This is a genomic window from Rhizobium giardinii bv. giardinii H152 (assembly GCF_000379605.1).
In the GTDB taxonomy this organism is placed as follows: domain Bacteria; phylum Pseudomonadota; class Alphaproteobacteria; order Rhizobiales; family Rhizobiaceae; genus Pararhizobium; species Pararhizobium giardinii.
The window spans coordinates 440503-459518 of sequence record NZ_KB902578.1; the positions used below are offsets into that span (position 1 = coordinate 440503).

Annotated in this window: 16 protein-coding genes; 9 read left to right on the plus strand and 7 right to left on the minus strand. The window is 63.1% G+C overall.

Features of this window, described 5'->3' with window-relative positions:
* Nucleotides 1–4: 4 nt before the first annotated feature.
* From A3AY_RS0102245 to A3AY_RS0102255, 3 genes are all read right to left on the minus strand, one after another.
* A complete protein-coding gene (locus A3AY_RS0102245) occupies nt 5–793 on the minus strand; it encodes a TIGR02186 family protein (RefSeq protein ID WP_018324051.1) in 789 nt (262 codons plus the stop codon).
* Nucleotides 793–1719: a sulfite exporter TauE/SafE family protein gene (locus A3AY_RS0102250; RefSeq protein ID WP_026203031.1), complete on the minus strand. Its 927-nt coding sequence runs from the start codon at nt 1717–1719 to the stop codon at nt 793–795. The genes A3AY_RS0102245 and A3AY_RS0102250 overlap by 1 nt, the downstream gene beginning before the upstream one ends.
* Before the next feature lie 302 nt (nt 1720–2021).
* Nucleotides 2022–5969, minus strand: a complete 3948-nt coding sequence (locus tag A3AY_RS0102255; RefSeq protein WP_018324053.1) for a peptidoglycan-binding protein — start codon at nt 5967–5969, stop codon at nt 2022–2024.
* Between the two features lie 410 nt (nt 5970–6379).
* Here A3AY_RS0102255 and A3AY_RS0102265 point away from each other — a divergent pair, with 410 nt between their 5' ends.
* From A3AY_RS0102265 to A3AY_RS0102280, 4 genes are all read left to right on the plus strand, one after another.
* Nucleotides 6380–8176, plus strand: coding sequence for an acyl-CoA dehydrogenase C-terminal domain-containing protein (locus A3AY_RS0102265; RefSeq protein WP_018324054.1), 1797 nt, complete (start codon nt 6380–6382; stop codon nt 8174–8176).
* A 196-nt stretch (nt 8177–8372) separates the two neighbouring features.
* Nucleotides 8373–9581 (plus strand): acetyl-CoA C-acetyltransferase, encoded by a 1209-nt coding sequence (locus A3AY_RS0102270; RefSeq protein WP_018324055.1) that lies wholly within the window; start codon nt 8373–8375, stop codon nt 9579–9581.
* Nucleotides 9582–9591: 10 nt separating this feature from the next.
* Nucleotides 9592–9807 (plus strand): hypothetical protein, encoded by a 216-nt coding sequence (locus tag A3AY_RS0102275; RefSeq protein WP_018324056.1) that lies wholly within the window; start codon nt 9592–9594, stop codon nt 9805–9807.
* A gap of 35 nt (nt 9808–9842) precedes the next feature.
* On the plus strand, nt 9843–12053 hold the full coding sequence (locus A3AY_RS0102280; RefSeq protein WP_026203032.1) for an FAD-dependent oxidoreductase: 2211 nt from the start codon (nt 9843–9845) through the stop codon (nt 12051–12053).
* 72 nt (nt 12054–12125) lie between these two features.
* Here A3AY_RS0102280 and A3AY_RS0102285 read toward each other — a convergent pair whose 3' ends face one another.
* The gene (locus A3AY_RS0102285; protein ID WP_018324058.1) at nt 12126–12758 is read right to left on the minus strand and encodes a YitT family protein; all 633 of its coding nucleotides are present in this window, start codon (nt 12756–12758) and stop codon (nt 12126–12128) included.
* Nucleotides 12759–12961: 203 nt separating this feature from the next.
* A complete protein-coding gene (locus A3AY_RS0102290) occupies nt 12962–13906 on the minus strand; it encodes a class I SAM-dependent DNA methyltransferase (protein WP_018324059.1) in 945 nt (314 codons plus the stop codon).
* Between the two features lie 163 nt (nt 13907–14069).
* Between A3AY_RS0102290 and A3AY_RS0102295 the strand changes: the two genes are divergently transcribed.
* From A3AY_RS0102295 to A3AY_RS0102305, 3 genes are read left to right on the plus strand one after another with little or no spacing between them, the layout of a single operon-like run.
* Nucleotides 14070–14336, plus strand: coding sequence for a DUF6460 domain-containing protein (locus tag A3AY_RS0102295; protein ID WP_018324060.1), 267 nt, complete (start codon nt 14070–14072; stop codon nt 14334–14336).
* Between the two features lies 1 nt (nt 14337).
* Entirely contained in the window at nt 14338–14841 is a 504-nt protein-coding gene (locus A3AY_RS0102300; protein ID WP_018324061.1) for a CAP domain-containing protein, read from the plus strand.
* 39 nt (nt 14842–14880) lie between these two features.
* Entirely contained in the window at nt 14881–16248 is a 1368-nt protein-coding gene (locus A3AY_RS0102305; RefSeq protein WP_018324062.1) for an MATE family efflux transporter, read from the plus strand.
* On the opposite strand, the gene A3AY_RS0102310 is transcribed toward A3AY_RS0102305, so the two are convergent.
* Nucleotides 16224–17312 carry a quinone-dependent dihydroorotate dehydrogenase gene (locus tag A3AY_RS0102310; RefSeq protein WP_018324063.1) on the minus strand — a complete coding sequence of 363 codons (1089 nt, stop codon included), beginning with the start codon at nt 17310–17312 and terminating at the stop codon, nt 16224–16226. The two genes, A3AY_RS0102305 and A3AY_RS0102310, sit on opposite strands and share 25 nt — an antisense overlap.
* Nucleotides 17309–17656 carry a DUF952 domain-containing protein gene (locus A3AY_RS0102315; RefSeq protein ID WP_018324064.1) on the minus strand — a complete coding sequence of 116 codons (348 nt, stop codon included), beginning with the start codon at nt 17654–17656 and terminating at the stop codon, nt 17309–17311. The genes A3AY_RS0102310 and A3AY_RS0102315 overlap by 4 nt, the downstream gene beginning before the upstream one ends.
* Before the next feature lie 114 nt (nt 17657–17770).
* Here A3AY_RS0102315 and A3AY_RS0102320 point away from each other — a divergent pair, with 114 nt between their 5' ends.
* Together A3AY_RS0102320 and A3AY_RS0102325 are read left to right on the plus strand one after the other, a co-directional pair.
* Entirely contained in the window at nt 17771–18196 is a 426-nt protein-coding gene (locus tag A3AY_RS0102320) for a hypothetical protein (RefSeq protein ID WP_018324065.1), read from the plus strand.
* 80 nt (nt 18197–18276) lie between these two features.
* Nucleotides 18277–18924: a response regulator transcription factor gene (locus tag A3AY_RS0102325; protein WP_018324066.1), complete on the plus strand. Its 648-nt coding sequence runs from the start codon at nt 18277–18279 to the stop codon at nt 18922–18924.
* Nucleotides 18925–19016: the final 92 nt, after the last annotated feature.

Genomic DNA, 19016 nt, shown 5'->3' on the forward strand with positions numbered 1-19016 from the left:
CGTGTCAATCACGGCGGAAGACGATGCTTGCCAGCCAGCCGGTGACGACGGCGAGAAGCACGGCCGTAATGCCGTAGAAAAGTGGCGATTCATGCGCGGCGCGGGTAATCGCCTGCTCGAGGCCCGTCTTGACGACGCGCAACGGCAAGGCTTTGGCGGCAACGAAAACGCCGTCGCGGAAGAGATAGGCGCGCACGATGTGCACGCCGTTCGGCACGTCCGCCGGCAGCCGCACCGAAGCCTTGAAAAGGCTGGAGCTGATGAACTGCACGCCGCCCGGATCGCGCTGGTAGACACCCGTCGTTTCCCTCAGGCGCCGGAAGGCGTCGCGGAACTCGGTGAGATTGCTTCCGTCGCCGATATAGCCGATCGGGGTCAGCGGCATGTGATTGACGCCGATCCCCATGTTGTTCATGCCGCCGGGTGGCGCGATCGTGTCAATGTCGCGCGTGCTCGACAGCGAATAGGATTCCGGCACCAGTTCGAAGGTCATCGAATTGGTGTTGATCCAGATGCCGAAGACGCGCTGCTTCTTGCGCACCGTGGTGTTTTCCTTCGGTCCCTCGAGGGCCACGACGATATTGTATTTTCCCTGCGCCAGGAGATTGGCATTGAAGCCGTCGATGGCGCCGAAGATCGTCAGATCCGCGCCTCGAAAATCCGAGGTGATCGAAATCTCGTCGGTTGAGATGCCGATGTCGAGCTTCTCGGTGAAATCCATAGGCTCCGCGTGCGCCGTGAGCGGCGCGGCAAAAAACAGTCCCAAAAGGAAAATTCGACCGAGGATCCGCATCAGAAGCCGCGCCCCGCTGAAACGATCGAATAGATTTCCTTCGGCGGGATGACGAGTTCGATGGCAAGGCGAATGCCGACCGCAAGAACCAGGAGCGCGAGCAGGGCCCGCAACTGCTCGCCGCGCAGCTTCTGGCCGACGCGCACGCCGTATTGCGCACCGATCACGCCGGCGATCATCAGCACGAAGGCGAGCACGATATCGACCGTGTAGTTGGCGGTTGCCTGGACGATCACCGTATAGGCGGAAACGAAGATGATCTGGAACAGCGAGGTGCCGACGACGACATTGGTGGGGATGCGCAGCAGATAGATCATCGCCGGCACCATGATAAACCCGCCGCCAACCCCCATCACCGAGGTCAGGATGCCGATGCAGAAGCCGAGCGTGGCGACCGGGATGACACTGAGATAGATCTTGGATTTCTTGAACCGCATCTTCAGCGGCAGCCCGTGGATCCAGTTGTGCTGGCCCGGCTTGCGCAGCGTCACCGTCTCGTTTTTCGAAGCACGGCGCAGGGCGATGATGCTTTCCCAGAGCATCAGGGTGCCGACGGTGCCCAGCAAGATCACATAGGCGAGCGAAATGACCAGATCGAGCTGGCCTATGCGCCTCAGGAGCGAAAAAAGCCAGACACCGAGGGTGGCGCCGGCCAGACCGCCGCAGAGCAGCACCGTCCCGAGCTTGATGTCGATGGTGCCGCGCCGAAAATGGGTAATGGCGCCGGAAATCGAGGAGGCGACGACCTGGTTTGCACCGGTGGCGACCGCGACGACGGGCGGGATATTGTAGAAGATCAAGAGCGGCGTGATCAGGAAGCCACCGCCGACGCCGAACATGCCGGACAGGAAGCCGACGGCCGCGCCCATGCCGAGGATGATCAGAATGTTCACCGACAACTCTGCGATGGGCAGATACACCGTCACGGCCAGGACCTCTAAATATGCCTATAGCCCGCATGGCGGGCGAAAACGTCAGAGTGGCAAGTGATTCACCACGGGAGATTTGGAATGGAACAGGCCTGAAAACCAATTCGAAATTGCGAATTCAACGTCTTTCCGTCATGCGCCCCGGGGCTGGACCTGTCAACCTTCTGCAAGGTCTTAGACCTAACCCGTTGCAGGCCTCCTTGTCCGGTTGGTCTGCGGCATTATTGCGGCCACAGACGCCGTTCTGGAAACTCTGCCGGTCAAAGCGGCGCCCCTCTGTCCGTATGGGGTAGGCAACGTCAGCCGTTTCGCTTCAGCAGTTCCTTTACCAGCGCATCGGTGATCTCGCCGGTCGGTTCCTGGCCGAGCGATTTCTGGAAGGCCTTGATGGCGGCGATGGTCTTCTTGCCCATCTCGCCGTCCGGCTTTCCAGCATCGAACCCGTTGTTGTTGAGGATGGCCTGGATGTTGCGCAGCGCCTTCTTCATGTCGATCGAGGCGGTCTTCACGCCCTTGCCGACCCAGGCATCGGGCACATCGACCGAGTTGGCCTCGGCGTCGAGCGGCGTCTGCTTCCAGGCCTCGAATTTCGCCTTGGCGCTCTTCAGCTGGTCCGCGCTCAGGGCCTTGGCCACCTCGTCACGCTTCTGGCCGGCATCGCTATCGCCGTCACGGGCAGCAATGGCGAACCACTTGTAGGACTCTTCCAGATCCTGCTTCACGCCGTTGCCGCGCGCATAGAGGATGGCCAGGTTGAACTGGCTGTCGCGGATGCCCCGATCGGCCGCCATGGCGAACCATTTTCCGGCGCCGGCAAAGTCCGGAGCCGCATCGCCGCTGCTCGCCAGCATGACCGCCAGATTGTGCATGGCGCTGGCATTGCCTTTTTCGGCGGCCCGCTGGTAGAGCGTGCGCGCCTTGGGCAGGTCGCGGGCAACGCCGGTGCCCTTTTCATAAAGGCTTGCCAGCCGGTATTCGGCCGGAACGACACCCGCGTCGGCGGCGCGCTGGTACCACTTCGCCGCCTCGGCCAGGTCGATCTTGACGCCGCGCCCCTCGGTATAGACAGCGCCGACCTCGAAGAACGCCAGCGGATCGCCCTTGCTGGCGGCTTCGGAAAGCGCCTCCGGCTTCACCTCGGCGGCAACGACGATCGCCGTGCCTGCGGGTGCCGCCACGGTCTCAGCCGGGGAAGTCTCTACCTTTGCGGTGGTCGCCTCCGCGGACGTCGCCGCTGCCGAAGTAGCAGGCATCTGCGAAGCCGCGGCAGCCGTCTCCGGCTTTGCCTGGATGGTATCCGGCAGCTTCGTCTCCGGCAGGGTGGTCTGCGGTGTGGCGGTATCCGGCTCCGCCATCTGCGGCTCGGTTGCCGCCTTATGTGCGGCCGTGTTCTTGTCGGTCTGCGGCTGCAGCGTGTCCAGCGGCACGGCATCGCCGTCGGCGCCGTCCGAGCCGGCTTCGCTCACCTGCGGTACCGTCGCGAGGCTGGCGGTGTCTGCCTGCTCGCTCGTTGCCGGCTGCTCGATGGCGGCGACCGGCGCTTCCATCGGTGCCCGATCGCCGCCGATCAGCGTGTTGACCAGCGGATAGGACATGATCGCCAGGAGCACGGCGCCGACCGCCATCAGGATGGGGCGGCGATGACGGGAAAGGGTGCCGCCGATTGGAGAGGCAGCAGCACCGCTCTTGCCGCGGTTCAGCGCCTCGGCCTCTTCGGCGGCGAGCTGGGCTGCGCGGCGCGCGGCGGCGATGAAATCGGACTTGTCCACTTCGCCCGGCTGCTCATTGCGACCGGCCTGCCCGGCCCGCACGCGCTCCAGGATCTTCTTGACATCCGGCACGCCGGAGCCTGGCTCCAGCAATTGATTGGCCATGTCCGGCTCGATCACCTCTGCGGCGTCGATCGACGGTGTCGGGTCGACCATCTGGCGTTCCGCCGCGCGCGCCGGTTCTCTGCGCTTGCCGGCAAACCGCTTGGTAAGGCCGGCGAGAAGGCCGGTCTTTGCGGCCGGTGCCGCCGCCTTCACGTCATCCTGGTGCACGCTGGCCTGTTCCGCAACGATCTGAACAGCCTCCGCGACCTCTTCACGCGACAGGATCGCCGGCTCGGCTTCCGCGGCGAGCCCTTGCATGTCGCGCTTCAGTTCCTCGTACCGGTGGCCAAAGTCAGCCTCGGTGAAAGGCTCGTCCTCCGTCGCGAAAACCGGTTGCGCCGCCTTCGGCATTTGCGGCTGGCTGTCCTGCCCTCGTGTCCCGAAGGCGCGAGGGGGTTCTTGAAGTTCAAACCCGCGTTCTTCCAGCCGTTCCAGCTTCTCGGCGATATGGACAAGCGTCTCGTGCAGCGCGTCGAAGGTGCGTGCGGTGCGCTCCTCGCTCGAACGGCTCATGTCTTCGAGAACCTTGAGATCGTCGGCGAGCGCCGAGATTGCCGCCATGTCCATTCCGCCCGACGCCGTGTGGGCGGCGCCACTCTTGGCATAGGCCTCCATGACGGCCTCGGCCGCCTGGCGGGCGGCCTCGATGATGTATTCGTCGCTGGTCGCCAGATAGTCCTCGAGCGCACTCATCCGGCCTTCGAATTCGGCAGGGACGGTCACCGGGGCCATGTCTCGCGGCTGGCTGACGAGGCTCGACAGATTGGCGATCTGGTCCTGCAGGCTGCGCAGGATCTCGCTGTCGTCGTAGGGAGCCGCATGGGTTTCCTCGAGGCGGATGGCGATATCCGAAAGCTGGCCTTCAAGCCGGGCGAAACGGTCTTCGCCGCCATAGCCCGCGGATGACGCGTCCAACTGGTCGATGCGGCGGGCGAGATCGTCGAGACGCTCTGCGAGCGCTTCGTTGACGGTACCCTGGTCGAGCGCGTCGATCTTGCGGGAAATATCGGCGAGATAGCCCGTCAGGTCCGGCTGGGCGGAGACCTTCTGCGAGCCCTCCAGCATCAGCGACAGCTGGTCGAGCCGTTCTTCGAGGCGCACTGCGGCTTCCTCGTTCGCCAGTTCCTCGACGCGCGCGGCCAGCGCCTCGATGCGGATCCCGATGCCGTTGTCGGATGGGTGCTGCAGGCTGTCGATCTGCCGCGAAAGGTCGGCAAGACGACCTTCGACGCGGTTGACGCCGGCACTGTCTGGGGCGACGGTGCGGCCACTTGCAACGATGGCACGGCTGATTTCATCGAGACGCGCATCGAGATCGGCAAATTGCGAGGCGAGGCGGCGGTCGTCCGGCTGCATATGACGGCCGATCATCTCGATCGCCTGGGCAACCGACACCAGCTTGTCCTCCAGCGCATGCAGCGCCGGACTGCTGTTCATCGCGCCGATCTGCGACTTGATGTCGTCGAGCCGGTAGGCGAGCGCCACAAGTTCATCGTCGCGGTTCGAATCGAAGGCATTCATCCGGTCTTCGACGCCGGTCCAGCGGCTTTCCATGCGGCGCACGCTGTCTTCTCGGGCAAGGCCGTCGATCATGGCGCGCAGTTCGTCGAACTCGACCTTGAGGGCGTCGGCCTGCGAGGGGGAGGCCTGCCGGCCGAGCTGGCTGATGCTGTCGGAAAGCTTCTGCAGGTCGCTGCGGATATCCCCCGCCATCGATTGGTCCTGCGCCACATCGGTGGCGATGCCACGGATTTCGGCGCGCAGCGCACTCATTTCGCGGGAAAGCCCGTCGGCGATGTCCCTTTTCAATTCCTGGCGCAGGCCGACCAGCGCCTGTGCAATCTCCGCCGTGGCCGGATCCGGGCGCTGCGGCTCGCTTCGCGTCGGTTCCCGGCGCGGGAATTCCTGGCGCGGCGTGTCCTGGCGCTCCGAACGCCTGGGTTCGCTGCGCAATGGTTCGCTCCGCAATGGTTCGCTCCGCAATGGTTCGCTCCGCAATGGCTCGCGGCGAAACTGCTCGCTGCGCAGTCCTTCGCTGAAATGCGGCGCAACCGGCACGTCGCGTTCCGATGAGATCGGGGATTGGGCTTCACGGCGGTCGTCATAGCCGCGCGTTTGCGCTCCGCGGTCGCGGAGAATGTCGCGCTCGCGGGTTGCCGACAGCGTGCGCTGGCGCTGCATGATCTCCGCGATCGGGTCGTGACGGGCCGGCGCAGTATCAGTTCGGCTGCGCGGATCACGCGCGGCGGTTCCCATCAAGCCTTCGATCCGCGCTTCCAGCCCCTCGATCGTGCGGTTCAGCGCGTCAAGGGACGACCTGTCGCCATGGGGCTGGGCGCCAGGACGTGGGGAATTTGATCGCGATCCGTTCATCGTTCTTCGCCTCTTTCATCGGCCTTGATCGGAATCCGGCTTCAGGAGGGCATGTCCCCTTCGGATACTCCGGTACCGAACTCGGACAAGGCGGCAACGACGCGAAGACAGGACTGTTGCAGCTTTGACCATCTCAGCACCACTTTCGGCAAACGTAGTAAATAAGCCGTTAACCAGGCTGAAATTTTTTTAACGATTTCGGCGCATGCTGACCCCGGGAGGATTCCGCACGGGCGATTTCGACACATGCCGATTCCGGCCATCGGCAGGTTCGAGGGCAAAGTTGTCGCTTTCATCAACTTTGACGTTTACGCAAACGTCAAAGTTTTGTAGCATGCTGAAAATGACATGGTGCGCGCGCCCAGGAGAGGCTTGCCCCGCGACACGGTTACAGGTGAGGAACACGAGACATGCCCAGCTATAAGGCCCCGGTAGAAGACACGCTTTTCATTCTCAACGACGTCCTTGGCATCGAGCGCTACAACAACCTTCCCGGTTTTGCCGATGCGACGCCGGACATGATCGAGGCGATCGTCGGCGAAGCCGCGAAACTCGCCGAGGAAGTGCTGTTTCCGGTCAACCTCTCCGGCGACCAGGAAGGCTGCAAGCGCAACGACGACGCGACGGTGACGACGCCGAAGGGCTTCAAGCAGGCTTTCGATCTTTACCGCGAGGGCGGCTGGCTTGGCCTTGCGGTACCGGAGGAATTCGGCGGCCAGGGCCTGCCCTACACGCTGCACACCGCCGTCGGCGAATATATGTCCTCGGCCAACATGGCGCTGACCATGTATCCCGGCCTGACCCAGGGCGCGATCGCCGCGATCCTCGTGCATGGCACCGACGACCAGAAACAGACCTATCTGCCAAAGATGGTGACGGGCGAGTGGACCGGCACGATGAACCTCACCGAGCCCCATTGCGGCACCGACCTCGGGCTGCTGCGCACCAAGGCTGTGCCGCAGGACGACGGTTCCTACAAGATTTCCGGCCAGAAGATCTTCATCTCCGCCGGCGAACATGACATGTCGGACAACATCGTCCACCTCGTGCTTGCCCGCATCGAGGGTGCGCCGGAGGGGGTGAAGGGCATCTCGCTGTTCATCGTACCGAAATTCCATGTCGAAGCCGACGGCTCCGTCGGTGGCCGCAACAGCGTCTCCTGCGGTGCGATCGAGCACAAGATGGGCATTCACGGCAACTCGACCTGCGTCATGAACTATGACGAGGCGACCGGCTATCTCATCGGCGCGGAGAACAAGGGCCTGAACGCCATGTTCGTGATGATGAACGAGGCCCGCCTCGGCGTCGGCATGCAGGGCCTGTCGATCGCTGAGGTCGCCTACCAGAATGCCGCCGACTATGCCCGCGACCGCATCCAGGGCCGCGCGCTGTCGGGCGCCAAGGCACCGGAGAAGAAGGCCGACCCGATCATCGTCCACCCCGACATCCGCCGCGTCCTGATGACCATCAAGGCCTTCAATGAGGCCGGCCGTGCCTTCACGCTGTGGACGGCGCTGAAATCCGACATCGCCCATCGCAGCGACAACGAAAAGGATCGCCAGACCGCCGACGACATCCTCGGCCTGATGACGCCGATCCTCAAGGGCGTCTTGACCGACAAGGGCTTCGACCATGCCGTCATGGCCCAGCAGGTCTTCGGCGGCCACGGCTATATCGAAGAACACGGCATGAGCCAGTACGTTCGCGATGCCCGCATCGCCATGATCTACGAAGGCGCCAACGGCATCCAGGCGCTCGACCTCGTCGGCCGCAAGCTGGCGCTGAACGGCGGCCGGGCGATCACCGCGCTGTTCAAGGAAATCGGCGATTTCTGCGAGGAAAACCGCGCCGACGAGAGACTCGTAACCTACACCAAGGGCCTGAAGAAGGGCTTGAACGACCTGCAGGCGGCGACCATGTGGTTCATGGGCAATGCCATGGCCAAGCCCGACAATGCCGGCGCCGGCTCGACCGACTACATGCACCTCTTCGGCCTCGTCGTTCTCGGCTACATGTGGGCGAAGATCGCCAAGACCGCGCAGGAGAAACTCGCCGCCGGCGACACGGCCCGCGAAGCCTACCTGAAGAACAAGCTCGTCACGGCCAAATTCTTCATGGAGCGCATCATGCCGGAAACCGCCCTGCGCAAGGCCCGCATCGAAGCCGGCGCCGATACGCTGATGGCGCTGGATGCAGCGGCGTTCTGATTGGGCTTGCCTCTTCTCGCCAGCGGGGAGAAGGTGGCCCGAAGGGCCGGATGAGGGGGCGCCGAAGGCGCGGCTTTTCTGGCTCCGGCCTTGCCGGAGACCCCTCATCGCCTCGCGTTGCGCGGCTCTTCTCCCCGCTGGGGAGAGGAGGAAAAACAAGGAATTCACGGCCAATAGCCGATAGGGAGAAAAACCAATGACCGAAGTCTTCGTTTACGACCACGTGCGCACGCCGCGCGGCCGGGGCAAGAAGGATGGAGCACTGCATGAGGTGCCGACGCCTCGGCTGGCGGCACGAGTGCTGCAGGCGATCCGCGATCGCAACGGGCTGGACACCTCCACCGTGGACGACATTATCATGGGCTGCGTCGATCCGGTGTTCGAAGCCGGCGCCGTCATCCCCAAGGCCGCCGCCTTCGAGGCCGGCTATTCCAACAAGGCCCCAGGCATGCAGATTTCGCGCTTCTGCGCGTCCGGTCTCGACGCCATCAATTTCGCAGCCGGCAAGATCGCCTACGGTGCCGATGACATCGTCATCGCCGGTGGCGTGGAAAGCATGTCGCGCGTCGGCATGGGCATGTCCGGCGGTGCCTGGTACATGGACCCGTCCGTCAATTTCCCCGGCTATTTCATGCCGCAGGGCGTCTCGGCCGACCTGATCGCCACCAAATATGGCTTCTCCCGCGATGACGTCGACGCCTATGCGGTCGAGAGCCAGAAGCGCGCCGGCCATTCCTGGGACAACGGCTATTTCGACAAGTCGGTGATCCCCGTGAAAGACCAGAACGGCATCACCATCCTCGCCAAGGACGAGCACATGCGTCCGACAACGACGATGCAGAACCTCGCCCAGCTTAACCCCTCCTTCCAGATGCCTGGCGAGATGGGCGGCTTCGAGGCCGTCGCCATCCAGGCGCATCCGGAAATCGAGAAGATCACTTACGTCCACCACGCCGGCAATTCGTCCGGCATCGTCGACGGTTCAGCTGCCGTGCTGCTCGGCTCGAAGGCCGGTGGCGAATCCATGGGCCTCAAGCCCCGCGCCCGCATCAAGGCTTTTGCCAATATCGGCTCCGATCCGGCGCTGATGCTGACCGGCCCGGTCGATGTCACCGAGAAGCTGCTGAAGCGCGCCGGCATGACCATTGCCGATATCGACCTGTTCGAGCTCAACGAGGCGTTTGCCGCCGTCGTGCTGCGCTACATGCAGGCCTTCGACATCCCGCATGACAAGATCAACGTCAATGGCGGCGCCATCGCGCTGGGCCATCCGCTCGGCGCCACAGGCGCGATGATCCTCGGCACCGTGCTCGACGAGCTTGAACGCCGCGGCCTTGAGACCGCGCTTGTGACGCTTTGCATCGGCGCGGGCATGGGCACCGCGACGATTATCGAGCGGGTCTAGGACAAAACAGATGCCGAGGCGCGAAGTCTACGAAGACCTGAACCACGAAATCGAGGAGGAGTTCGCCCATCATAACCTGGAGAGGGACATGAAGGCGGACTACGCGGCTTCCACCCGGATCGGAACGGACGAACATGTCCGCCGCTTGCGTGCGCAAAATCGCGTTCTGTTGGTGGCCCTCATTCTCGTTGTCGGCGGGTTTTGCCTGGCGCTTGGCATCTTTTGACTATGAACGAATTCAAGGGAGAGGAAAATCCCATCATGAGCTACACCAATTTCACCATCGAAACCGACGCCGACGGCATTGCGCTGGTCACCTGGAACATGCCCGACAAGTCGATGAACGTCTTCACGGCCGAGGTCATGAAGGAACTCGACGCTATCGTCGACCAGACCGTGGCCGACGAAGCCGTCAAGGGCGTCGTCTTCACCTCCGGAAAATCGACCTTCTCCGGCGGCGCCGACCTGTCGATGATCAAGGGCATGTTCACCTTCCAGCAGGAACAGAAAAAGCTCGATCCGGAAAACGCGGCGCAAAAACTGTTCGACCTGACCGGCAAGATGACCGGCCTGTTCCGCAAGCTGGAAACCTCAGGCAAGCCCTGGGTCTCGGCCATCAACGGCACCTGCATGGGCGGCGCCTTCGAGCTGTCGCTCGCCTGCCACGGCCGCGTCGCCGCCAATTCGAAATCGGTCAAGATCGCCCTGCCCGAGGTCAAGGTCGGCATCTTTCCCGGCGCCGGGGGCACGCAGCGCGTTCCCCGCCTCACCAACGCCCAGGACGCGTTGCAGATGATGACCACTGGCTCCTCGCTCACGCCGCAGCGCGCCAAGGCCATGGGCCTTATCCACGAGATCGCCGAGCCGGCCGAACTGATCAATGCGGCGAAGGCGATGATCAAGAACGGCCTGAAGCCCGTCCAGCCCTGGGACGAGAAGGGCTACAAGGTTCCCGGCGGTGGCATCTGGACGCCGGCGGCAGCCCAGCTCTGGCCGGCCGCCTCCGCCATCCTGCGCCGCGAAACCGCCGGCAATTATCCGGGCGGTCTTGCGATCCTCAAATGCGTCTATGAGGGCCTGCAGGTTCCCTTCGATACCGGCCTGAAGATCGAGCAGCGCTATTTCACCGAGATCCTGCAGACCACCGAAGCCTTCTCGATGATCCGCTCGCTGTTCATCTCGATGCAGGAGCTCGGCAAGGGCGCCCGCCGTCCGGCCGGCATCCCAAAATCCGAGCTGAAGCAGATCGGCGTCGTCGGCGCCGGCTTCATGGGCGCCTCGATCGCCTATGTCGCCGCCGCCGCCGGCATCGAGGTCACCCTGATCGACCGCGACATGGAAGCCGCGGAGAAGGGCAAGGCTCATTCGGAAGGCCTGGTGAAGGATTCGATCGGTAAGGGACGACTGACGCATGACGAGGCAACCGCCCTGCTTGCCCGCATCACTCCGTCTGCCGACTATAACGACCTGAAGGACGTCAAGCTCGTCGTCGAGGCCGTGTTCGAGGACCGCCAGGTGAAGAAGGACGTGATCGAGAAGGTCGAGGCGGTGCTTGCCGAGGATGCCATCTTCGCCTCCAACACGTCGACCCTGCCGATCACCGGCCTTGCGAAGAATTCGAAGCGCCCGGCCCAGTTCATCGGCATCCACTTCTTCTCGCCAGTCGAGAAGATGATGTTGACGGAAGTCATCCTCGGCAAGGAAACCGGCGAAAAGGCGCTCGCCACAGCGCTTGATTTCGTCGCCGCGATCAAGAAGACGCCGATCGTCGTCAACGACACGCGCGGTTTCTACGTCAACCGCTGCGTCTTCCGCTACATCCACGAAGCCTATGACATGCTGATCGAAGGCGTGCCGGCGGCGATGATCGAGAATGTCGCCAAGATGGCCGGAATGCCGGTCGGCCCGCTGTCGCTCAACGACGAGGTGGCGGTCGACCTTTCCCAGAAGATCCTCAAGGCCTCGATCGCCGACCTCGGCGAAGCCTCAGTCGATCCCCGCCACATGGCGCTGATCAATACGCTGGTCGACGACCTCGACCGCCGTGGCCGGAAGAACGGCAAGGGCTTCTACGAATACCCCGCCAAGCCCGCGAAAAAGTTCCTGTGGCCGGGCCTGAAGGATCTCTACCCCTCGAAGCCGGCCGAAAACTTCGACGTCTTGACCATCAAGCAGCGTTTCCTCGTGACCATCGCGCTCGAAGCCGCCCGCACCATGGAGGAAGGCATCGTCACCGACCCGCGCGAAGCCGACGTCGGCTCAATACTCGGCTTCGGCTTCGCCCCCTATACCGGCGGCACGCTGAGCTATATCGACGGCATGGGCGTGAAGGCCTTTGTGGCGCTGTGCGAAAAGCTGGCGGAAAGCTACGGCGAGCATTTCCGGCCGACGCCGCTGCTCAAGGATATGGCGGCCAAGGGCGAGACGTTCTACGGGCGGTTTGATCCGTACGGAAAAAGGGAGGCGGCTTAGGCCTGCTCGGACGTTTCCCCCGCGGACCGGAGGCGCACGCTTCCGGTCCAACGCATCCCAACGGGCCAGTCGTCAAAGCGCGATATAGCGGTCGGCGCGGTGGTTGATGGTCAGGAACAGGTTGAGCACGACGGCGCCGAGCACCGAATAGATGACGACCGGCGGCGGGGTGACGAAGAAGGCGGCGGCCAGCACGCAAAGATCGATGGCAAGCTGGACGAGACCGGCGCGGATGCCGAACCGCTCCTGCAGATAGACGCCGAGAATGCCGACGCCGCCGAGGCTGGCGCGATGGCGGTAGAGCGCGAGCACGCCGAAACCGAGCAACAGGCCGCCGAGAAGGGCTGCCCAAGCCGGGTGGATGCTGGCGATCTGCAGCACCTGGCTCTGGACATTGGTAAGCAGCGAGGTGATGCCGATGGCGATGAAGGTCTTCAGCGTGAAGGCCATGCCGAGGCGCTTCCACGAGAGATAGAAGAACGGCAGGTTGAGCAGGAAGAAGGCGAGGCCGAAATTGATGCCCAGCGCATAGTGCAGGAGGAAGGCGACGCCGGCGGTGCTGCCCGTCAGAAGCCCGGCGCTGGCAAGCACATAGAGGCCAAGTGCTGCCACAAGGCTGCCGGAGAAGATGCCCTGCACATCCTCGATCGGGGTGTGGCGTGTTGCGTTGGTGTTCCAGAAGCCGAGCGCATTGATAAGGCTCATGGCGCGATCTCCGAGGGCTGCAAGGATAAGTGCCCGCGCGGATCCGGACGGGCGGTGATTGGAATGAATGACCACGAGTACGCAGCGTTTGTTCGACAGCAGAGCCTGTGTGCAATGCAGCAATTATCGGGATTCTTGCGGTTTCAATCAAGCAAAATATGTAAGAAATGCTGACCTAATTCCACTACGCAAGAAAAGTTCGTTCAGGCCGATTTTTTCGTAAGGAAAAGAATGCCGGAGACGGGTTTTCCGCCATCATTGCGAATGGTGGTTTTGTGAATGTCGAGTATGTCGAGCCCAAAGCGCTTGCAGAGCTGCCGGATGTAACGTTCAGAATGCGCGTAGCGCAGGGATTCGCGCAGCACGAAGTCGCCTTCGTCGCCGCCGTCCTCGACGGAAAAGGCAAACAGGCCGTCATCGGCAATCAGCTTTGATGCGATGACGAAAACGCTGTCGAGATTGCCGAGATACATCAGCACGTCGGCAGCGCTGACGAGGTTGGCACGGTTTTCGGAGGCCTTCCCCTTGGCAAACAGGCCGCAGCTTTCCGGCGGCAGGGAAAGGTCGGCCTGCGCAAGCCGGTCGTAGATGCCTTTTTCTTCCGCCTTGGCCAGCATGTTGGCCGACAGATCGAAGCCTTCCAGGTGATCCGCCTTGTCGCGGATACGTTCGCCGAACAGGCCGGTGCCGCAGCCGAGATCGATGACGTGGGCGAAGCGCTGGTTGCCCGCTTGGGCCGCAATCAGGGTGGCGAGTTTTTTCGGAACGGTATAGTGGAGCTTCTCGACCAGCGCCTTGTCGAAGCGGTCGGCATAGTCGTCGAACAGTTGCGCCACATAGAGGCTGGACGGCTGCTCCGGCGTTTCAGCGCCGCCGAGGAGGGCAAGCTTCAGGCCGGCGCCGAAAATGTCGTCAGGGTTGAGCTCGAGAACTTTCTTCAGCGCGGCGACCGCCGCCTCTTTGCGGCCGGATTTCTCCTGATAGTCCGCGAGGCGGAACCAGCCGGCCGCCCAATCGGGGACAAGCTCCAGCGCCTGGGACATCAGGTCGGCGGCACCGGTGTGGTCGCCGCTTTCGGCAAGCATATGCGCATATTCGGCGCGGCGGTCGGCAATCAGGTCGCCGGAGGAAAGCTGGTTGAGGTTCATGGTTTCTGCGCCTCGATTGTGCCCTTGGGCTTTGACCGCTTGTCGCGTGCACAGGTAAAAATGGCAAGCGGCGATTGGCTCGGCAAGGGGTATCGCCAATCTTCACGGCTTGCGAGCGGCCCCGTGGCAGCTTATGTCAGGCAAAACAGGAGAATCATGGGCCATGGCCGATGGAGTGAACAAGTTTCTGGGCGATTCGCCCGGCCGGGTGATCGTCAAGCTTTTGGTGGTGTCGGTTATCGTCGGCTTCGTCATGGCGGTGTTCGGCTGGACGCCCTATGGCATACTCTACACGGTCCGAGACTTCATTCTAGACCTTTGGCATTCCGGCTTCGCGGCGCTCGGCCGCCTCGGAGACTATCTGCTGCTCGGTGCGGCCGTGGTCATTCCGGTCTTTATCATCCTGCGCATTTTGAACTACCGGCGGTAACATGAACGATCAGGACTTCCTCGCCTCCCGGCGCACTCTTCTGCGGTCTGGAGCTTTTCTTTCGCTCGGCTTTCTCGCCAGTTGCGGTACGCCCAAGGTGGCCCCAAGCGGCAATGGCAGCGACCAGACGGATGCGACGCTCGGCTATGTCAACGACCTCAGAAATCAGAAGGGCCTCAAGCCGCTCGCACGCGACCCGGCGGCCGCACGGGCGGCCTTGTCGCAGGCGGACCGCATGGCCAAGGCCGGCAAGATGGCGCATATGATCGGTATGGGCGACAGCTTCCTCGATCGCATGAAAGGACAGGGTGTTGCCCTGCCGGCGGCCGAAAACATCGCCATGGGCCAGGACAACGCCGAAAAGGCCTATGCGGCCTGGTACCGTTCGCCCAAGCATCTGGAAAACATGCTGGGGCCGACCTACAGCGGCCTCGGCGTCGCGGTGATGCGGAATCCCACTTCCGGAAACCAGCCCTATTGGGCCATGGTGCTTTCGACCGCCTGATGTGATTCCGGGTTTCGCGGCTGGTCTTGAGGACAAAGCATGACGGCAGCGCAGACGACCGATATCAGCGAAAACAGCCAGGGGGCAGGCCCCTTTCTGGTTACCAACCGGCTGATCCTGTCGATCGCGGTGCCGATGACGCTCGGCTTCCTGACGACGCCGCTGCTCGGGCTGGTCGATACGGCCGTCGTCGGACATATGGGCCAGGCGACGCTGCTTGCCGGTCTGGCGGTCGGTGCCATCCTCTTCGACCTTCTGTTCACCACCTTCAATTTCCTGCGCGCCGCCACAACCGGCCTTGTCGCCCAGGCTTTCGGGCGCGGCGATAGGGCGGAAGAGCAGGCGGTTTTCTGGCGTTCCCTGATCATCGCTGTGGTCTGCGGCACCGCCATCGTATTGTTGTCGCGGCTGCTCCTGGCGGCCGGACTGTGGCTGATGGCGCCCGGGCCGGAGGTGGCGGCGGTGACAAGCACCTATTTCCTCTGCCGCATCCTTTCCGGTCCCGCAGCGCTCGCCAACTACACTATCCTCGGCTACGTGCTCGGGCGCGGGCAGGGGACGACGGGACTGATGCTGCAGACGCTGATCAACGGCATCAACATCGTCTTGTGCATCTTTCTCGGGCTTTACCTGGGCTGGGGCGTGATGGGCGTGGCGCTGGGGACGGTGACGGGCGAGGTGGTCGGTGCGATCGTCGGATTCGCGGTCGTTTATGGCCGCTTCGACCGCACGGTTTCGCCGAGCTGGGCCTCAGTCGTTGCCCGCGAACGCCTGAAGCCGCTGTTCGGGCTCAACCGCGACATCATGATCCGCTCCTTCGTGCTTCTCGGCGCATTTGCCCTGATGACGCGCATCGGTACGTCCCTTGGTCCTTTGACGCTGGCGGCCAATGCCGTGCTGATGACGATCTTCCTTGTCGCCGGCTATTATCTCGACGGGCTCGCCAATGCCGCCGAGCAGCTCACGGGCCGTGCGATCGGCGCCCGCTTCCGGCCGGCCTTCGACAGGGCGCTGAGGATGACGGCGATCTGGTCGCTCGCGCTGGCCGGCTTCACCACCACCGTCTTTTTGCTTTTCGGTGACAGCCTGGTCGACCTGTTGACGACGGCGGAAGATGTGCGGGCGGAAGCCTATGTCTATATGCCGTGGGCGGCGATCACGGCGATGACCGGGGCGCTGGCCTTCCTGATGGACGGCGTCTTCATCGGCGCCACCTGGTCGCGCGACATGCGCAACATGATGCTCGCAGCCTTCGCCGGCTACATCGTTGCCCTCTGTCTGCTGGTGCCGGTCTTCGGCAATCACGGGCTCTGGGCGTCGCTCAACCTGTTCCTGCTGTTTCGCGGCCTTTTCCTGATAGCGCTGGTGCCGCGCCGCACGGCTCAGACGTTCCTGGCCGCCCAGTGATCCGTCCGGCTGCCACGGATATCAGCGATCGACGAGAGTTTGTCGCGGTCGCAGAGGTCTGACAGGCCGCGGACGATCCTGCCCGGCAGCGAAGGGCCTTCATAGACCATGCAGGAATAGAGCTGGACGAGGTTAGCGCCAGCGCGGATTTTTTCCGCCGCCGTTTCCGCCGAGGAGACGCCGCCAACGCCGATGATCGGCAGATCCGGGCCGACGCGCTGGCGCATCTTGGCAAGCACGACGGTGGATTTTTCAAACAGCGGCTTGCCGGAAAGACCGCCGCTTTCCTTCGCCTGGCGCTGATCCCTGAGGCCGTCGCGCGAAAGCGTCGTGTTGGAGACGATCAGCCCGTCGAGAGCGTGCGACAGGGCTTCCGCCGCAATGTCGTCCATGGCTTCTTCCGTGAGATCCGGCGCGATCTTGAGGAACACCGGCAGGCGTCTTCCCGTTTTTGCGGCCTCCTCGTCGCGGGCGGCGAGCACGGCCGACAGAAGTGCTGCTAGGCTTTCGCGTGCCTGCAGGTCGCGCAGGCCGGGCGTGTTGGGGGAGGAGATATTGGCGGTGAAATAGCGGGCGACGCCGTAGAAGGCGCGAATGCCGGCGACGTAATCGGCGATGCGGTCGGCACTGTCCTTGTTGGCGCCGATGTTGACGCCGATCATCGCATCGCGAGAGCAGCCACGAAGCCGGGTCAGCGCGCCCTGATGACCTTCATTGTTGAAGCCGAGACGATTGATGACCGCGTCATCCTCGACCAGACGGAAGATGCGCGGCTTGTCGTTACCGGCCTGCGGCTTCGGCGTTACGGTGCCGATCTCGGTGAAGCCGAAACCGAGCCGCAAAAGTGCCTCCGGAACTTCGGCATTCTTGTCGTAGCCGGCCGCCATGCCGAGCGGATTGGCGAAGGTGAGGCCGGCGACGGTCTGCGTCAGCCGCGGATCGGCGGGTGCTGCGCAGGCGGGCACGAGGCCGGTTTTCAGCGCCTTGACCGAAAGTCCGTGGGCGGCTTCCGGATCAAGCAGGAAGAGGCCGCGGCGGGCGAGCGACTGGAAGGCATCGATCATCGGTCAAGCTCCGGAAAGAGATGGGCGCCATCGGCCCCGAGCGGCAGCGGTTTTGCCCAAAGGACCGCATCGAGGGACAGCGGGGCATAGAGATGCGGAAACAATGTACCGCTGGGCGAGGCCTCATAGATCAGCTTGTCGCCGAGCTTTTCGGCATCGATGGCAACAAGCAGAAGGCCTTCCTGTCCGGCAAAATAGCGGGCAGCGGTTCCCGGTGCCTGCTCGGCCGTCGACAAATGAATGTAGCCATCCGTCAGGTCGATCGATGCGCCCTTGAATTCTCCGCTGTTGAGCGCATCCTGCCATAGAGTCGCCGGGACAATTTTGTAGATAATGCTGCTCATGCCGCCGTTTCCTGGAGATTGGACACTGTGTTTTGCGGGATTGCCGCAATCCTGTGCGAAAGTCCACCGGCAAGCGGGTTCGATCCCGGATTTTCGGCTGATAGGGAGATTGCGATGAACAGGTTACTGATGCCGGTCCTGGCTCTGGGCGGGGTCCTAGCAGCGATCGCCGCGTTTGCCCAGGAGCCGGCGCCCGGGCGCTATGCGATGCAGAAGACCGACACGGGCATTGCCCGGCTCGATACGCAGACGGGCGAGGTGTCGCTGTGTCAGGAAAAGGATGGCGATCTCGTCTGCCGCATGGCGGCCGACGAACGCACCGCCTTCGAGCTGGAGCTCGATCTCCTGGCCAAACGCATCGAAATTCTGGAAAAAGCGGTCGGCGAGGGGCAAACCGCACTGAAACCACGGCTTCCCACGAAGGAAGAGATTGACCAGACGATGAGCATCATGGAAAGAATGATGCGCAGTTTCATGGGAATTGTGAAGGATCTGGAACGCGAGTCCGACGGCACCGAGAGCGTGCCTCAGAAGACCTGACCGGATCCCGGACGATCCATGAGGCGCGGCGGCGAATAGGAGGATTTGGCCACCGCGCGGAGCTCTTGGGAGGGAGCGTCATGACGTCAGGCTTGACCATCATCATTGCGGACGACCACCCGCTGTTTCGCGGCGCCATGCGCCAGGCGCTAACCGGCATGGCCGGCAATCCGACCATCATCGAGGCCGGCGATTTCACCGCGGCGCGGCAGGCGGCGATCGACAATGTCTCCGCCGACCTCATGCTGCTCGATCTCACCATGCCGGGTGTCAGCGGCCTGTCGGGCCTGATCGCCCTTCGCGCCGAATTCCAGAGCCTGCCGGTGATGATCGTCTCCGCCCATGACGATCCGGCGACGATCCAGCGCGCGCTTGAACTCGGGGCCTCCGGCTTCCTGTCGAAATCCGCCGGCGTCGAGGAAATCCGCCATGGCATCGAAACGGTCATGGCCGGCGACATCTTCACGCCGCCGGGCTTCCAGCGCGGCATGGAGCATGAGCCGGAAGTGGCGGATCTTCTGCATCGGCTGCAGACGCTGACGCCGCAGCAATCGCGCGTCCTTGGTATGCTGGCCGAAGGGTTGCTCAACAAGCAGATCGCCTACGAACTGGGCGTCTCCGAGGCGACGATCAAGGCACATGTCTCGGCAATCTTGCTCAAGCTCAATGTCGATAGCCGCACGCAGGCGGTGATCCAGCTGGGAAAGATCGCGGCTGTGGCGGCTTGAGGCGCGGACTAAGTTTCGGTCGAGATTCGAAATACGTTCAACTTTTAGGTGAGTGGGATAGAGTTCTCCGCGTGGAAGCGAAGCAGCGTGCA

What these genes read in the sequence shown, in the direction of transcription:
- A3AY_RS0102290 (WP_018324059.1), bottom strand. Translation starts at nt 13,906, where the DNA reads ATGAACCTCAACCAGCTTTCCTCCGGCGACCTGATTGCCGACCGCCGC.
- A3AY_RS0102265 (WP_018324054.1), top strand. Translation starts at nt 6,380, where the DNA reads ATGCCCAGCTATAAGGCCCCGGTAGAAGACACGCTTTTCATTCTCAAC.
- A3AY_RS0102300 (WP_018324061.1), top strand. Translation starts at nt 14,338, where the DNA reads ATGAACGATCAGGACTTCCTCGCCTCCCGGCGCACTCTTCTGCGGTCT.
- A3AY_RS0102255 (WP_018324053.1), bottom strand. Translation starts at nt 5,969, where the DNA reads ATGAACGGATCGCGATCAAATTCCCCACGTCCTGGCGCCCAGCCCCAT.
- A3AY_RS0102320 (WP_018324065.1), top strand. Translation starts at nt 17,771, where the DNA reads ATGAACAGGTTACTGATGCCGGTCCTGGCTCTGGGCGGGGTCCTAGCA.
- A3AY_RS0102315 (WP_018324064.1), bottom strand. Translation starts at nt 17,656, where the DNA reads ATGAGCAGCATTATCTACAAAATTGTCCCGGCGACTCTATGGCAGGAT.
- A3AY_RS0102280 (WP_026203032.1), top strand. Translation starts at nt 9,843, where the DNA reads ATGAGCTACACCAATTTCACCATCGAAACCGACGCCGACGGCATTGCG.
- A3AY_RS0102305 (WP_018324062.1), top strand. Translation starts at nt 14,881, where the DNA reads ATGACGGCAGCGCAGACGACCGATATCAGCGAAAACAGCCAGGGGGCA.
- A3AY_RS0102245 (WP_018324051.1), bottom strand. Translation starts at nt 793, where the DNA reads ATGCGGATCCTCGGTCGAATTTTCCTTTTGGGACTGTTTTTTGCCGCG.
- A3AY_RS0102325 (WP_018324066.1), top strand. Translation starts at nt 18,277, where the DNA reads ATGACGTCAGGCTTGACCATCATCATTGCGGACGACCACCCGCTGTTT.
- A3AY_RS0102285 (WP_018324058.1), bottom strand. Translation starts at nt 12,758, where the DNA reads ATGAGCCTTATCAATGCGCTCGGCTTCTGGAACACCAACGCAACACGC.
- A3AY_RS0102295 (WP_018324060.1), top strand. Translation starts at nt 14,070, where the DNA reads ATGGCCGATGGAGTGAACAAGTTTCTGGGCGATTCGCCCGGCCGGGTG.
- A3AY_RS0102310 (WP_018324063.1), bottom strand. Translation starts at nt 17,312, where the DNA reads ATGATCGATGCCTTCCAGTCGCTCGCCCGCCGCGGCCTCTTCCTGCTT.
- A3AY_RS0102275 (WP_018324056.1), top strand. Translation starts at nt 9,592, where the DNA reads ATGCCGAGGCGCGAAGTCTACGAAGACCTGAACCACGAAATCGAGGAG.
- A3AY_RS0102270 (WP_018324055.1), top strand. Translation starts at nt 8,373, where the DNA reads ATGACCGAAGTCTTCGTTTACGACCACGTGCGCACGCCGCGCGGCCGG.